Origin of the sequence: Halovivax ruber XH-70 (genome assembly GCF_000328525.1) — an archaeon.
Classification (GTDB): Archaea; Halobacteriota; Halobacteria; order Halobacteriales; family Natrialbaceae; genus Halovivax; species Halovivax ruber.
In genome coordinates this window covers 969330-983987 of sequence record NC_019964.1, presented here as the reverse complement: position 1 = coordinate 983987, position 14658 = coordinate 969330, and the positions used below count along the sequence as shown (strand labels likewise).

The following is a 14658-nucleotide window of genomic DNA, read 5'->3' as shown; positions in this document are numbered from 1 at the left end:
CAGGGACGTCCTCCTCAACAGCGGCGCGCGTCGACCGTCCAGTCGTGCTGGGCGTACTCGATCGCGGTCGATGGGTTGGGAAGCGCATCGTACCGGGCGAGAAAGTCCCGGATGCCGTCGAGGCCGCCGAAGTCCCCGCGATACCGTCGGAAGAGGTGAGGGATAGCGACGAGGTCACGCTCGCGGTCGTACGTCACGGTCTCCGCCAGGAACCACTCGGTGGCGACGTCGAGTTCGTCGTCGACGTCCGGCGGTGAATAAATCGTCACCGGTGGAGAGTGCTCGCCAGCCCCAGAGAGGGCGAAGTGAACGCGCGGATCACACGCGGCCAGTCGAAACCGCCGTTCGAAGGACGAGGGAAACAATCGCGGCACGTACCCCCAACCCCATCGCGCCCGGGAGTGACGAAGTATCCCGTCGCGAACGTCGTTGAGACTCAGACTGGTCCCCGCAATCTCGAATCGATCGCGGGAGAAGAACGCCCAGCGATCGAACCGGGAGTCGCTCAGTCGCGCACCGTGGTCTTCGATGAGGAGCTGGACGAACGCGTTGAAGACGTTGAGCCAGAACGCGAGCCGTCGTGGCCGGGTCGAGAGCGACCGCTCTAGCCGGTCGGGATCGAGGCCGGCGAGCTGGGACCGAAGCGAAGTCGATTCGCGATCCGTCTTCACCGAGTACAGCAGGTCAGCGGAGACGGAGAGCGGATCGAGCTGGGTCGACATTCGGTCGGTGTTCGATGCCAGCCCTATTGAAAGAGGTCTGTGACCAATCCTGACTCTCGCGACCGACCCAAGATAACGGGTCGGCTACTGGACCGGGACAGGTGTATGGGCACCCTACTCGATCAGTCCATGCGGACGGTTCGGCTCGCCGATCGATTCACGCGGGCGGCACGCATCGTGATCAGTTCACACGGGCAGAGAGCATCGTGACCGGGTCACGTGGGCGGGCACGCATCGTGCCCAGTTCACGCGAGCGGACAGGCATCGTGATCAATTCACGCGGGCGGCTCAGCGAGCTACCCCATTCACCGCACCGTGCCCACCGCTCGTGTCGGCGGACGGCCAGGGTCTGCGTACGGGCGGTGACGACGATCGTCGGTGCCATGGGTTTACGCGGTTCGGCGGTGTCGATCACCCGGGTGTTACACGAGTGGACAGAGCGACCGGGACGCTCGTCACGATCATCGCCGTGCTCGCCTTCCTCTCCGTGTTGCTCCTCCTGCCGTTCGTCCAGTACGTACTGCTGGCGATTTTGCTCGCGTACGTCCTCAGACCACTTCAGGGACCACTGGAACGGCGAACCACACCCGGTGTCGCGGCATTCGCTCTGACGATCCTCGCCGTCGCGGTGTTCGTCGTCCCGATTTCAGTGATCGCCGCCCTCGTCGCGGAGGATGCCGTCGCGTTCGCGGGCGACGTCGATCCGAGCGCCGACCAGTTACAGGAGGTCGAACGGCTGATCGCCGACTGGACGGGGTACCAGGTGGACCTCGCTGCGCTGGCCGGCGAAATTGCCGAACGGATCGGCGACGTCCTCCTCGGACAGACGACCCAGATATTTGCCCAGATTACCCACACCCTGATCGGCCTCGGCACGGCGCTGTTCGTGCTGTACTACTTCCTCAAAGACGGGCACCGACTCGTCGCCTGGCTTCGAGAGATGACCCCACTGCCACCCGACCTGCAGGATCGGTTCTTCGAACGGATCGACGCCGTGATGCGGGCCGTGCTGGTGGGCCACGTCTTCATCGCGTTCGTCCAGGGACTCCTCGCCGGCCTCGGGCTCATCCTGACCGGCGTCCCGAACGCCGCCTTCTGGACGGTCGTCATGATGATCCTCGCACTGGTTCCGCTCGTCGGTGCCTTCATGATCTGGGGGCCGGCCGTGGTCTACCTGTACGCCATCGGCGACACCTACCTCGCGGGGGCGCTCTTCCTCTACAGTGCCATCATCGTGAGTATCTCCGACGACTACCTCAGGCCGGTCGTCGTCGACCGCTACGCGCGCATCAATCCGGCGGTCATCATCCTCGGCGTGCTCGGCGGCGCCTACGCGTTCGGGATCATGGGGCTGTTTTACGGCCCCGTCGTGCTGGGTGCGCTGCTCGCCGCCGTCGAGGTGTTAGACGAGTACTGGGATCGGCAGGCGAGCCCGTTCGAGACGTCGTGAGGTGGACCCGCTCTCGCGGACCCAGCCGCGAGGTGCGCTGTGCGAGCAAGCGGAAACGTCGGGCTTTTGGCCCGCCGGCCCCCAGTACCCCACGAACATGGCCCGGTACCACATCGAGACGTACGGCTGTACGTCCAATCGTGGGGAGAGCCGCCAGATCGAGCGGCGACTCCGCGACGCGGGCCACCACCGGGTCGACGGGGTCGACGAGGCAGACGTAGCCATCCTCAACACCTGCACGGTCGTCGAGAAGACCGAGCGGAACATGCTCCGCCGAGCCGAGGAACTGGCCGACGAGACGGCCGACCTCTACGTCACCGGCTGCATGGCCCTCGCCCAGGGCGAGGAGTTCGTAAACGCCGGCGTGGATGCCGACGTCCTCCACTGGGACGAGGTCCCCGAGGCCGTCACGAACGGTGAATGCCCGACGACGACGCCAGACGCCGAGCCCATCCTGGACGGTGTCGTCGGCATTCTGCCGATCGCGCGCGGCTGTATGTCAGACTGCTCGTACTGCATCACCAAGCACGCCACCGGCAAGATCGACTCGCCGTCGATCGAGGAAAACGTCGAGAAAGCCCGCGCACTGGTCCACGCTGGCGCGAAGGAACTGCGCATCACCGGCCAGGACACCGGTGTCTACGGCTGGGACGACGGCGAGCGCAAGCTCCACCGCCTCCTCGAACGTATCTGTGCGATCGAGGGCGACTTCCGGGTCCGGATCGGGATGGCCAACCCGAAGGGCGTCCACGGCATCCGGGAAAAACTCGCCAGCGTCTTCGCCGACAACGAGGAACTGTACGACTTCCTGCACGCACCCGTGCAGTCGGGCTCGGACGACGTCCTCGGCGACATGCGCCGACAGCACCAGGTCGAAGAATACGTCGAGGTCGTGGAAACGTTCGACGACGCGCTCGAGTACTGGACGCTCTCGACGGACTTCATCGTCGGCTTCCCCACCGAGACCGACCACGACCACGCCCAGTCGATGGCCCTGCTTCGGGAGACCCGTCCGGAGAAGATCAACGTCACGCGCTTCTCGAAGCGCCCGGGAACCGACGCCGCCGACATGAAGGGCCTCGGCGGGACCATCAAGAAGGAACGCTCGTCCGAGATGAGCGAGGTCAAGCGCGAGCTCGTCCGCGAGGCATACGCCGATATGGTGGGCGAGACACGCGAGGACGTCCTCGTCGTCGAGGAGGGAACCGGCGACTCGGTGAAGTGTCGTGACTCGGCCTATCGGCAACTCATCGTCCAGTCGGCGAGCGAGTACGGCCTCGAACCCGGCGACTTCGTCGATCTCGAAGTGACGGCAAACGAGACGATGTATGCGTTCGCCGAGCCACTGTAGCGACGCCCGCTTCCAATTTCTGCCTGGCCGACTCGGCCGACCCGCTGAAACACCGGTTTCACCGAGTGACGCTGTTCACCGAGTGGCGCCACCGGCGACTACCACTCGAACTCGACCGCCCGACCTTCCCCCGGGACCGTCGCGTCGTCGAAATTCGCGAAGGCTTCGTGAAGTGCGTCGTAGGTGTCTTCGATCGCCTGGACGATGACCTTGGTGTCACTGATGACGGGCATGAAGTTGGTGTCGCCGCCCCAGCGCGGGACGACGTGCGTGTGCACGTGATCGTCGATGGAACCGCCAGCTGCGTTTCCCAGGTTCAACCCCGCATTGTACCCGTCGACCCCAAGTGCCGCGTCGAGCGCCTCGAAGGTTCGCTGTTTCAATCGCGCGTGATCGAGCAACGTTTCCTCGTCGAGCGCCGCGTATTCACCCGTGTGCGTCCGCGGAATGACCATCACGTGACCCGGGTTGTACGGATAGTTGTTCATGAGGACGAAACTGCGTGGGCTTCGAGCCACGACGTAGTTGTCGCGGTCGGCCGTCTCTTCCGGCAGTCGACAGAAGATACACCCCTCGTCGTCCTCGCTTCGGTCGCGATCGACCCACTCGATGCGCCACGGCGCGAACACCTGCTCCATACCGCTCTCTCGGCGACCCGGGGCTAAAGTTCCCCTGTCCACCGTCGGGCCGCACGCCTCTATGTGGGCCACCACTGCCACGTCGTACCAGGCGAAGGTCGGCCACTGGCACCCGACGATAATACCAACTGAGGAAACTGTAATTACGCCCACACCAAGCGGATTTTACGGTCTTAGATCAGTTGGTAAACGATATTGGACTTCCTGAGCAGTTATTCGATCGATGCCGTCGCAGTCTCGTGGTTTTGCGAATCAGTCCTCGAAATCAAACGCGGATTTATACACTATGTACGAAGAGTATCATCGTGATGGCAACGACTGACAACAATTTCAGCGGGCTTACCGAGCACTGCGAGGACTGCGACCTCGATACCCTCCACGATGTCTCGGTCCAGATTCGTACCGAGAGCAGAAAGGAGGAGAACGCGCAGTTCTCGCGTGAGCCCTACCGGGTCACGGAGTGCCAACGCTGTGGCGCTCGCAGGAGCCAGCGTATGAACAACGCCTGACCCGACCGGACGAAACCCAACGAGGCCTGGACGATCGCGACCGCCCATCGGCTGGGTGTCGGTAGCCTCCCCCTCGTACCAAACTACGGTGAACGGGGGAACCGAGCAACCGCACGACCGAGGGTGGACAGGCGAGCAACGCCACGATCGGGAAAACGGGCAGGGACGCACCCGAACGAGCGACGAGCGCGGTTACGCTGTCGTCACTTCACAGCCGTCCGGCGTCACGATGATCGTGTGTTCTTTCTGGCTGACGAGACAGCCGTCGTCCTCTTTGAGGACGGGATAGCCGTGGACGATGTCGTTTCGCTTCAGCCGCCGGAGTGCCATCTCGGCCCGGCCGGTCTCGAGCCACCGAGTCGCGAACGGCAGCGTCCGAAACTCCTCGGTGATCTGGTCTAACGCCTGTCTGGCCTGCCGGTTCCGGATCGTCCCCTCCCGTTCGAGCGAGAAGATCTCCTCGGAGGCGCCCTCGGTGACCTTGCCGCCGCCGTCGGTCGCGAACGGTTCGATCGCGACGACGTCACCAACTTCGAGGGTCGTCCCCTGCGAGACTGCCCGGTTGGGAATCGTCGGACTGGTGTGTTGTTCCCAGTGTCCGAGGCCGTGACCGGTCAGATTGACGACCGGGTTGAACCCGTAGTCGTCGATGACCGACTCGATCTCGGCGCCGATCTCGCCCGTCTCCACACCGGGTTCGATCATGTCGAGCGCGGCCTCGAGCGCCGCAGCCGGTGCCTCGGCCAGGTCGTCGTGGCCGGAGAGATCGACCGTGATCGCCGTGTCGGCCAGCCAGCCGTCGACGTGAACGCCGATGTCCAGATTGATCATCTCCTCCCCGAACGTGGTCTCGTCGTCGATGCTCGGCGTCGCGTGCGCGGCCTCCTCGTCGATCGAGATGTTGACCGGGAACGCGGGTTTCCCACCGAGTTCTCGAATCCTGTCCTCGGCGTACTCGGCGACCTCCAGGTGCGAGACGTCTACCTCGACGCGATCGGCCGTCTCCTCGCGCACCTGCGCCAGGATCTCGCCCGCCTCGCGATGCTTTGCGTACTGCTCGGTCTCGAGATCGACTTCGGAATCAGCCATGGGTGGGGTTTGGTGGGTCGACAAAAAGAGATTGCGTCTCCGCCAGTCGAACCTGGCGTCGCAACACCGTCCGATCTGCCGCGACCAGATATGTACTGGTATAGAGACCACTGAGCGATACTGATGCCACCCAACTCCTCAGTACCAATCATATAAAGCGTAATACAGGTATGTGTCGGAAATTCCCTCGTGCTGCGCACCGCTTCGTACGGAGACACAGCCGTCCCGTTCGTTGAACACTGGATCGAGCCTACAACCTGGGACAACGTGTACGTGATCGGAGACGTCCACGGCTGTCGAGGCGCGCTCGACGATTTGGTCACCACGATCGGCGTCGACGATGATGACCTCGTCCTGTTCGTCGGTGACCTCGTTCGGAAAGGACCCGACGGCGGGAGCGTCGTTCGATTCGTCCGACGACACGAGAACATGCTTGCCGTCAGAGGGAACAACGAGCAGAAACTCCTCGACGAGGAGATCACCTGTCCCTCCGTGGGGCCATCGGAGCGGGCGTACCTGCGCACGCTCCCCGATGCGATCCGATGGGACGGTGGATTGGTCGTTCACGGCGGCCTCGATCCCGAACGTGAGGTGCACGCACACACGCGCGACGAGCTACAGACGATGCGCTCGCCGACTGGCGACGGCTACGATGGTCCGTTCTGGTTCGAGCGCTACGAGGGCCCACCGCGCGTCTTCTTCGGCCACACCGTGCTCTCCGACCCAATCGAGGACGAGTGGATCGTCGGGCTCGATACCGGGTGTGTCTACGGTGGGCAACTCGCCGCCTACGACCTCACGAACGAGCGGTTCGTCACGGTCGATGGTCAGCCCCACCAGGAGCGAGCGTCGGCGAAGATCGTGTCTCACTGGGGGTCGAGGTGAGGTGAGGGGAATGGAGGGTGGTGACCAGGCAGAGCCTGTACAGGATGGAGAATCGAGTCACGGTCGATCGACGGCCGCCGGCTCCGGACACAATGAGACAGCCGACTCGTCCGCGGACGTATCCGACGCTACCGAGGGCGACGGGAACGCGATCACGTTCCGATCCATGGTCGAAGACGAGCCTGCCCGTCCCGACAGCGCCGAGCGAGCGACGGACGAGCGACTCGACGACGGCGACCTGACCGATCCCGTGTTCTATCTCGACCGCGAGCAAAGCGAACTCGCCTTCCAGCGTCGCGTCCTCGCCGAAGCACGCGACGAGACGAATCCACTGCTCGAACGAGTTCGGTTCCTGGCCATACTGACGGCCAACCTCGACGAGTTCGTCCGGAAACGGATCGGCGGTCTCGATCGTCGGCTCCGATCAGGATCGGACGAGCGCTCCCCAGCCGGCCGAACGACGGACCAGCGATTGACGGACGCACTCTCCGAAGCAGGCGCCATTCTGGCCGCCCAGGCACGCTGTTACAGTGAGGAAATTCGTCCAGCCCTGGCGGCCAACGGGATCGACATCGTCGACTACGACGCCCTCTCACCGGCCGCGGCGAACGCGGCTCGATCGACGTTCGAAGAGTCGATCCTCCCGACCCTGACCCCGCTGACCTTCGACCCGGCCCACCCGTTCCCGTTCATCTCGAACCAGAGCCTCTCGCTGGCTGTCCTCACGAGACGTGATTGTGACGACGGCGTCACGTTCTCGCGCATCAAGATCCCGCGCAACCGCGAGCGCTTCGTGTCGTTCGAGCCCGGATCGCAGTTCGTGCTCCTCGAAGACGTCGTCCGATCGAACCTCGACCTGTTGTTCCCCGACGTCGAGATCGTCGACACCGCGCTGTTCCGCGTGACGAGAAACGCCGAAGTGAGTCGCGCGGAGGAGGCCGACGACATGATCGAGGCGACCGAGTCGATCCTCGACCGGCGACGGTTCGGGAACGTCGTCCGCCTCGAGATCGAACCCGATGCGCCCGAGGCGATCGTCGACATCCTCGCGCGGGAGCTCGACCTGACCGATCGACAGGTGTTCTCACTCCCCGGCCCCCTCGAGTACCGCGACTTCAACCGGATCGCGTCGCTCGACCGGCCCGACCTCTCCGGGCCGGAGTGGACGCCCCAGCCCCACCCTCGTCTGGCGGCCGCCGCTCGCGACGAGAAACGGACCATCTTCGACGCGATCCGGGCGAACGACGTCCTCCTCCACCATCCCTATCACTCGTTCGAGAAGACGGTCTGTCGGTTCCTCGAGAAGGCGGCGAGAGACCCCGACGTGCTCGCGATCAAGGCCGCTATCTATCGAACGGCGAGCGATTCACGGGTCATCGAGAGTCTCCTCACAGCCGCACGAAACGGGAAACAGGTCGCGGTGATGGTCGAACTCGCTGCCAGATTCGACGAGCAAAACAATCTCGAGTGGGTCGAACGGCTCGAGGCGGAGGGGATCCACGTCGCCTACGGCACCATCGGGTACAAGACCCACAGCAAGGCCGCACTCGTCGTTCGCGACGAAGCCGACGGCGTCGGACTCTACTCCCACATCGGGACCGGCAACTACCACTCCGAAACCGCGAAGGGGTACGAGGATCTCGGATTGTTGACCGCCGATCCAGCGATCGGTCGTGACCTAGTCCGACTCTTCAACTACTACACCGGACAGACCTTACACGGCGACTACGAGGCGTTGCTGGTCGCTCCGGTCGAATTACGAGAGCGACTGCGAGCGGTGATTCGAGCGGAGGCCGAACGCGCGCGAGCCGGCGACGATGCGCGACTAATCGTTAAGGTGAACCGACTCGAAGATCCGGCGTTGATTCGCGAACTGTACCGGGCGTCGATGGCCGGCGTCGAGATCGATTGCCTGGTTCGGGGAATCTGCCGACTCCGCCCTGGAATCGGCGGGATCAGCGAGACGATCACCGTCCACAGCATCGTCGGTCGATTCCTCGAACACTCGCGGATCGTCTACGCACGCGACGGTGGCTCTGAGCGGTACTACGTCGGCTCGGCCGACTGGATGCAACGGAATCTCGACGACCGCATCGAGACGCTCGTCCCGGTCGAGGCTCGCCCGTTGCGTGACCGACTCGACGCGATCCTCGAGACGCTGCTCGCAGACGAACGCAACCGGTGGGTGATGCGAAGCGACGGCTCGTACGAACCCGTTCCTGCAGGCGACGACCCCGTCGACGCACACACGATATTCATGGATCGTGCAAGGCGAGACGCCCGAATACTCAACGAAAACTCGGCCGACAGCTAATCACTTCGACAGCTGATTAGTTTAGAAAGCAGGGCCTGCAGCCCGTCCCCTCAGTCCCAGGCCACAGCCGTCTGCATCCCCTCGCTGTTGAACGCCGATCCGACGGTCCCGTCCGCGTCGATGGCGATGACGCCGGCGTTTGCGCCGGTGAGTTCGCCGAACTCCTCCATCGCGAGCGTCGTCGCCGCGTCGGCGTCGAGCCCGCGCTCGATGTGGCGGGCAACCCGTCGCGAGAGCGTGACCCGGGCGATGTCCTCCCCGGCGCCCGTGGCGCTGACTCCTGCCGCCGGACAGCAGTAGAAGCCGGAGCCGACCTGCGGAACGTCGCCGACGCGGCCCGCGAACGCGAGCCATCGCCCACCCGTCGAGGTCGCCGCCGCGATCCGGTCGCCGTCGCGGGCGACGGCACCGACGGTGTCGTGGTCGTGCTCGTCGTCGACACCCGGTGTCCGGGAGCCGTCGGCCGTCGTGGACGAGTCGGTCGGTGAGGCCGACGCGTTCGCCGTGGTCGAGCCGTCCGCCTCGGCGTCGCGGCCGTCCGGATCCGACCGGCCGTACTTGTCCGCGATCCAGTCCAGGTGCTCGCGCGGACCGCCGGCCGGTGGGTCGAGTTCCGCCCACTTCTCGCGGGTGCGTTCGGACCAGAGGTCGACGCCGGTCTCGACGTCGAACGCCTCGGCCAGCGAGACGGCGTGCTCACCGGCGACGAACCCGTGTGGCGTCTCTTCCATGACGAGTCTGGCGACGCTGACAGCGTGTTCGACGCCTGGCATGGAACACGCAGCGCCAACGGCCCGGTCGTCGGTCATGACGCCCGCGTCTGTTCTGACGACGCCATCCGACTGGACGGCACCGCCGACTCCAGCGTTGAACCGCGGTGACGATTCGAGCACGCTGATGGCCGCCTCGACCGCGTCGAGCGGTGCCTCGGCTGCCGTCCCGGTCTCGGCAGCGTCGTCGAGGACCGCCTGTCTCGGTTCCGGTTCTTCGGGCTGGCTCCCTGCGCCCCCGTGGACGATGACCTGCATGCACGGAGACTACCACCGCGATGGAATAATCGTCCCGGTCTCCCTACAGCGCGGCGGTCTCCCCACAGCGTGGCCGCTATTCCCGACGGTGGATCGCGCTGGCGACGGGAATCAGCGGCTAACCGGTGGGACTTTGCCGCTCGTCTCGAAATGGTGAGGCGACCAGTGCATCACGACGACGGGCCGGCGAGCAGTTGGGTCGCGTGGCTCCGCGGTCACGAGCGCACGCTCTGGGTGATCGCGCTCTGCTTCTACGGCGTCGGCGACGCCATCACGACGGGTATCGGGCTCTGGGGTGTAGAGGCCGTCGAGGTCGGCCCCGTCGTGGCCCCGCTCGTCGAGCGGTACGGGCCGGTCGGCTTGCTCGCCGCGAAGGGAGCGACGCTGGCGGCGTTCTACGGCCTCTGGCGAGCGATCTCGACGCCCAAACGGGTCGCTATTCCGTTCGCGCTGGCGGTCGTCGGGACGGCCGTCACCGGCTGGAACGTCGGGGTCGTCTCCACGGGGCTGGCCGCCTGAACGGGCAACACTTGCGGGATCTCGCGCGGAAATGGATGCGCTTTTAGGCGCGGTAACGGGAGTTACAGACGAGATGAGCTACGACAAGATCGAGGTCCCAGAGGATGGGACGAAGATCACGCTGAAAGAAGGGACCGAGAACGAACTCGAGGTACCCGACGACCCGATCATCCCGATCATCTACGGCGACGGCGTCGGCAAGGACGTCGGCCCGGCCGCCCAGCAGGTGTTAGAGGCCGCCGCGGAGGCGACCGGCCGCGAGATCAACTGGATGCGCCTCTTCGCCGGCGAATCCGCCCGCGAGCGCTACGACGAGAATCTCCCCGAGGAGACCGTCCAGGCCATCAAGGACCACCGCGTCGCGATCAAAGGACCACTCACGACACCCGTCGGCGCCGGCTTCCGCTCGCTGAACGTCGCACTGCGCAAGAAGCTCGACCTCTACGCGAACGTCCGCCCGACCTACTACATGGACGGCGTCCCCTCGCCCGTCTCCGAGCCCGAGCAGATGGACATGATCACCTTCCGTGAGAACACGGAGGACGTCTACGCGGGCATCGAGTGGGAGGAAGGCACCGACGAAGTCGAACAGGTCAAGGAGTTCGTCGAGGACGAAATGGGCGCCACGGGCGTCATCCACGACGGCCCCGTCGGTATCGGCGTCAAGCCGATCACGGAGTTCGGGACGAAGCGGCTCGTTCGCCGTGCGATCGACTACGCCTTAGAACACGACCGCGATTCGGTCACGCTGGTCCACAAGGGCAACATCATGAAGTTCACCGAGGGCCAGTTCCGCGACTGGGGCTACGAGGTCGCCGAGGAGGAGTACGGCGACGAGGTCATCACCGAGGACACCCTCTGGGAGGAGCGCGACGGCGAGCAGCCCGACGACGCCGTCGTCGTCAACGACCGCATCGCCGACAACATGCTCCAGCAGCTCCTGACCCGCACGGACAACTACGACGTCGTCGCGACGATGAACTTAAACGGTGACTACATGTCCGACGCCGCCGGCGCCCAGATCGGTGGACTCGGCATCGCGCCCGGCGCCAACTTCGGCGACGGCCGCCTGCTCGCCGAACCCGTCCACGGCTCCGCGCCCAAGTACGAGGGCCAGGACAAGGTCAACCCGACCGCCATCATCCTCTCGGGCCGCATGATGCTCGAGTACATCGGCTGGACCGACGCCGCAGACCTCGTCCGTGACGCCGTCGAGGAGACCATCTCCTCGGGCAAGGTCACCTACGACCTGGAACGTAACCTCGACGACGCCGAGAAGCTCGCCACCAGCGAGTTCGCCGAGGAAGTCGTCGCGAACATCGAGAAGCTTTCGTAGAACGCTTCTCGTCCTCTGGCGGCGGAGCCGCCAGAACATCGAGCGACTCTCGTAGAGAGCCACTCACGCAGTCAGAACGCCTGGCGTTCTGACGATATCGAGACGCTCGCGTACCCGCGATTCGACGCCGACGGGAAATTTTTCTGTGGCCGGCATACCGACTCGACACGGCGACAGGTGCGTTCGTGCCGACGGGAATCGGAGTCGTCACTCGACCATCGCCATCACGGGAGGAGTCAGTCAGTCATCGCCGTCGTGGCCAGGACGACGAACACAGATTGTACAGAGAAAGCCCAGCACGAGCATGGATAGCGGTGGGTCGCTACCCTCGTCGCCGGCGCAACTACTGGTGTCACCCACCTCCCGATGGCCGATCGATCGGGTCGCGACCGCCACCAATCGAGTGTCACGCAGTGGGAACGACCTCCTACTCATTTGGCATTGTTCGACGTCGGTTCCACCATGCCCGAAGAAGTACTGTTCAAGACGGAAGAAGTCCGGTCACGAACCGAAATCGCCGACGCACTCGTCGCGGCCGCCGAACAGATCGAAGACGGGACGGTCGCACTCGACAGTCCGACCGACGATTACCGGACCGGTGTGCCAGACGAGGCTCGGTTCGAGGTTGAACTCGAGCGGCTCACCGATTCAGAAACCGGCGAACAGCGCTACGAACTGGAGTACGAGATTCGCTGGACCGAGTGACGACCGGGACGAATCAGACAGCCGTCGGGCCTACAGGTCGGCCTTCTCGAACCGATAGTAGCCGATGGCGACCGGGACGACGACCCAGACCAGCAGTAGCAGGGCGCCAAACCACTCCTGCAGGAAGAACGGGGTGTCGCCGGCGACGCGGTCGGCCGGCGCCGCGAACGTCTGATCGAGGTTGAACCGGAACATGACCGGGAACACCTGGCTCTCGACCAGCGTCGAGGCGGCGTACGCGAAGGACTGAAGCGGGTTCAGCTGCTGGGCGAAGAGGTACCAGGTCTCCGGCTGTGCGGGCGGGAATCCGTCGTGCGCGAAGTAGTAGACGCCGGCGGTGAGCAGTTCCCAGAACGCGAAGAAGATCATGAACGTGCCGACGGTGAGCGCCATCGCACGGCCGCGCGAGGCGACGCCGGCGGAGACGCCGACCGCGAGGCCGACGAACGCGAAGCCGTAGAGGACCGACAACGCTCCCAGCGACGCCAGATCGACGATCGGTGCGCCACCGAACAGCACGACGCTCAGGACCAGCGCGACCGCGAACGAGAGGACGACTGCGAGACCGATCACCGCGGCACGACCGAGGAGCTTGCCGAAGACCACGTCGGCGCGGTTCGGCGGAAGACCGAGCAAGAGTTTCAGGCTCCCCGACCGGCGTTCGCCGACGATGGCCATGTAGCCGCCGATGAGGGCGGCGATGGGGACGAGGACACCGAGCGGGATCGCGAGGAAGCCGAGCATTTCGCCGGCCGCGATGTCCTCGCCGGTCGCCCAGACGATGATGTAGCCGAGCGCTGAAAGGCCAACGAGTAGGCCGATGATCGACCACAGCAGTTTCGAACGGCCCGCGTCGGCGAAGTCCTTCTTCGCCACGGTGAGCGTGTGACCCGTCATTCGTCACCTCCGGCGTTCGCCACCCTTCGATCCGGCGCCGACTCGACGTCACCGGCGAGCGTCGTGGCCGGGGCATCGTCACCTTCGATCAGCGTGGTGAACATCGACTCGAGTGACGTCTCCTCGATACGGAGGTCCGTCAGCTCGACGCCGGCGTCGGCGACGGTCGTGACGACGAGCGGTTTCGCCGCGGGTCGCTCGACGAACGCCTCGAGTCGATGGCCGGTCGCCGTGACGTTCGAGACGCCATCGATCGCGGCGACAGCGTCGACGACACCGTCGAGCGTGTTCGCGGCCGTGACCGTCATCGTCGCGCCGCCGCCGACGGATGCGCGTAACCCCTCGATCGTATCGAGCGCGATGAGTTCGCCCGCGCGGAGGATCCCAACGCGGTCGCAGACCGCCTCGACGTGTTCTAAGATGTGACTCGAGAAGAACACGGTCGTCCCGCGTTCGGCCTCCGCCCGGACGAGATCCTGCATCTCGTTGATCCCCGTCGGGTCGAGCCCGGTCGAGGGTTCGTCCATGATGAGCAGATCCGGATCCCCCGCGAGGGCCATGCCGGTCGCGAGGCGCTGGCGCATCCCCTTGGAGTAGCCGCCCGCAGCGCGGTCGCCGTCCTCGGGCGAGAGACCGACGCGCGCCAGGAGGTCGTCCGGCGACTGATCGGCACCTTTCGTCTCGATCGCGAACTCGATGTGTTTTCGTCCCGTGAGACGGTCGTACACCGAGAACCCCTCGGGAAGGATACCGACCCGCTGGCTGATCTCGTCAGACGCCGCCTGGGCGTCGTATCCCAGAACCGTCGCCGAGCCCGCCGTCGGCCGGGTGAAATCGAGCAACATGTTGATCGTCGTCGACTTCCCTGCGCCATTGGGTCCCAGAAAGCCGAAGACTTCCCCCTCCTCGATCTCGAGGTCGAGCCCGGAGACGGCCGTGAGATCGCCGAATCGTTTCGTCAGTCCGTCGGTTCGTATTGCAGTCATAGCTATCGTTGAGCCTCGCCCACAGTTCTCGTGAGTGTCACAACGGTGGCTCCAAATAGGTTGTCATTTCGCTGACGCCCTCGTCAGTCACTTGTTTCTAACCGATCACGGCTGTGCGACCGGCGACACAGCCGGAGGGAGACGACGCATTGCCGCACCAGACGGAAGATAACGAATTGCCGCACCACGGACGCGACACGCGTTCGGAAAATCGGAACCGTGACCGAGA

The 14658-nt window shown here is 64.8% G+C and carries 14 protein-coding genes; 8 read left to right on the top strand and 6 right to left on the bottom strand.

Annotated elements, in window-relative coordinates:
- Positions 1-14: 14 nt before the first annotated feature.
- Positions 15-722 (bottom strand): DUF547 domain-containing protein, encoded by a 708-nt coding sequence (locus HALRU_RS04605; RefSeq protein ID WP_015300235.1) that lies wholly within the window; start codon positions 720-722, stop codon positions 15-17.
- A gap of 430 nt (positions 723-1152) precedes the next feature.
- Here HALRU_RS04605 and HALRU_RS04600 point away from each other — a divergent pair, with 430 nt between their 5' ends.
- On the top strand, positions 1153-2172 hold the full coding sequence (locus HALRU_RS04600; protein ID WP_015300234.1) for an AI-2E family transporter: 1020 nt from the start codon (positions 1153-1155) through the stop codon (positions 2170-2172).
- Positions 2173-2269: 97 nt separating this feature from the next.
- Positions 2270-3523, top strand: a complete 1254-nt coding sequence (locus tag HALRU_RS04595; RefSeq protein WP_148680439.1) for a tRNA (N(6)-L-threonylcarbamoyladenosine(37)-C(2))-methylthiotransferase — start codon at positions 2270-2272, stop codon at positions 3521-3523.
- A gap of 98 nt (positions 3524-3621) precedes the next feature.
- Here the strand turns inward: HALRU_RS04595 and HALRU_RS04590 are convergent, their stop codons facing one another.
- Entirely contained in the window at positions 3622-4161 is a 540-nt protein-coding gene (locus HALRU_RS04590; protein ID WP_015300232.1) for an HIT family protein, read from the bottom strand.
- Positions 4162-4469: 308 nt separating this feature from the next.
- Here HALRU_RS04590 and HALRU_RS04585 point away from each other — a divergent pair, with 308 nt between their 5' ends.
- Positions 4470-4670, top strand: coding sequence for a DUF7835 family putative zinc beta-ribbon protein (locus tag HALRU_RS04585; RefSeq protein WP_015300231.1), 201 nt, complete (start codon positions 4470-4472; stop codon positions 4668-4670).
- A gap of 192 nt (positions 4671-4862) precedes the next feature.
- Here HALRU_RS04585 and map read toward each other — a convergent pair whose 3' ends face one another.
- Positions 4863-5759, bottom strand: a complete 897-nt coding sequence (gene map, locus HALRU_RS04580; RefSeq protein ID WP_015300230.1) for a type II methionyl aminopeptidase — start codon at positions 5757-5759, stop codon at positions 4863-4865.
- Positions 5760-5948: 189 nt separating this feature from the next.
- On the opposite strand from map, the gene HALRU_RS04575 reads away from it, so the two are divergent.
- Both HALRU_RS04575 and ppk1 read left to right on the top strand, forming a co-directional pair.
- Entirely contained in the window at positions 5949-6644 is a 696-nt protein-coding gene (locus tag HALRU_RS04575; protein WP_015300229.1) for a metallophosphoesterase family protein, read from the top strand.
- A 10-nt stretch (positions 6645-6654) separates the two neighbouring features.
- Positions 6655-8958, top strand: coding sequence for a polyphosphate kinase 1 (ppk1, locus tag HALRU_RS04570; RefSeq protein WP_015300228.1), 2304 nt, complete (start codon positions 6655-6657; stop codon positions 8956-8958).
- 50 nt (positions 8959-9008) lie between these two features.
- On the opposite strand, the gene HALRU_RS04565 is transcribed toward ppk1, so the two are convergent.
- Positions 9009-9986, bottom strand: coding sequence for an isoaspartyl peptidase/L-asparaginase (locus HALRU_RS04565; protein ID WP_015300227.1), 978 nt, complete (start codon positions 9984-9986; stop codon positions 9009-9011).
- A 165-nt stretch (positions 9987-10151) separates the two neighbouring features.
- Between HALRU_RS04565 and HALRU_RS04560 the strand changes: the two genes are divergently transcribed.
- The 3 genes from HALRU_RS04560 (at position 10152) to HALRU_RS04550 (ending at position 12546) form a co-directional block, all read left to right on the top strand.
- Positions 10152-10505: a hypothetical protein gene (locus tag HALRU_RS04560; protein WP_148680438.1), complete on the top strand. Its 354-nt coding sequence runs from the start codon at positions 10152-10154 to the stop codon at positions 10503-10505.
- A gap of 73 nt (positions 10506-10578) precedes the next feature.
- Positions 10579-11841, top strand: a complete 1263-nt coding sequence (gene icd, locus HALRU_RS04555; protein WP_148680437.1) for an isocitrate dehydrogenase (NADP(+)) — start codon at positions 10579-10581, stop codon at positions 11839-11841.
- Positions 11842-12303: 462 nt separating this feature from the next.
- A complete protein-coding gene (locus tag HALRU_RS04550; RefSeq protein ID WP_015300224.1) occupies positions 12304-12546 on the top strand; it encodes an amphi-Trp domain-containing protein in 243 nt (80 codons plus the stop codon).
- Between the two features lie 30 nt (positions 12547-12576).
- On the opposite strand, the gene HALRU_RS04545 is transcribed toward HALRU_RS04550, so the two are convergent.
- Both HALRU_RS04545 and HALRU_RS04540 read right to left on the bottom strand, forming a co-directional pair.
- Positions 12577-13443 carry an ABC transporter permease gene (locus HALRU_RS04545; RefSeq protein WP_015300223.1) on the bottom strand — a complete coding sequence of 289 codons (867 nt, stop codon included), beginning with the start codon at positions 13441-13443 and terminating at the stop codon, positions 12577-12579.
- On the bottom strand, positions 13440-14429 hold the full coding sequence (locus tag HALRU_RS04540; protein ID WP_015300222.1) for an ABC transporter ATP-binding protein: 990 nt from the start codon (positions 14427-14429) through the stop codon (positions 13440-13442). The genes HALRU_RS04545 and HALRU_RS04540 overlap by 4 nt, the downstream gene beginning before the upstream one ends.
- Positions 14430-14658 lie beyond the last annotated feature (229 nt).

What these genes read in the sequence shown, in the direction of transcription:
- HALRU_RS04605 (WP_015300235.1), bottom strand. Translation starts at nt 722, where the DNA reads ATGTCGACCCAGCTCGATCCGCTCTCCGTCTCCGCTGACCTGCTGTAC.
- HALRU_RS04595 (WP_148680439.1), top strand. Translation starts at nt 2,270, where the DNA reads ATGGCCCGGTACCACATCGAGACGTACGGCTGTACGTCCAATCGTGGG.
- HALRU_RS04590 (WP_015300232.1), bottom strand. Translation starts at nt 4,161, where the DNA reads ATGGAGCAGGTGTTCGCGCCGTGGCGCATCGAGTGGGTCGATCGCGAC.
- HALRU_RS04585 (WP_015300231.1), top strand. Translation starts at nt 4,470, where the DNA reads ATGGCAACGACTGACAACAATTTCAGCGGGCTTACCGAGCACTGCGAG.
- map (WP_015300230.1), bottom strand. Translation starts at nt 5,759, where the DNA reads ATGGCTGATTCCGAAGTCGATCTCGAGACCGAGCAGTACGCAAAGCAT.
- ppk1 (WP_015300228.1), top strand. Translation starts at nt 6,655, where the DNA reads ATGGAGGGTGGTGACCAGGCAGAGCCTGTACAGGATGGAGAATCGAGT.
- HALRU_RS04565 (WP_015300227.1), bottom strand. Translation starts at nt 9,986, where the DNA reads ATGCAGGTCATCGTCCACGGGGGCGCAGGGAGCCAGCCCGAAGAACCG.
- icd (WP_148680437.1), top strand. Translation starts at nt 10,579, where the DNA reads ATGAGCTACGACAAGATCGAGGTCCCAGAGGATGGGACGAAGATCACG.
- HALRU_RS04550 (WP_015300224.1), top strand. Translation starts at nt 12,304, where the DNA reads ATGCCCGAAGAAGTACTGTTCAAGACGGAAGAAGTCCGGTCACGAACC.
- HALRU_RS04545 (WP_015300223.1), bottom strand. Translation starts at nt 13,443, where the DNA reads ATGACGGGTCACACGCTCACCGTGGCGAAGAAGGACTTCGCCGACGCG.
- HALRU_RS04540 (WP_015300222.1), bottom strand. Translation starts at nt 14,429, where the DNA reads ATGACTGCAATACGAACCGACGGACTGACGAAACGATTCGGCGATCTC.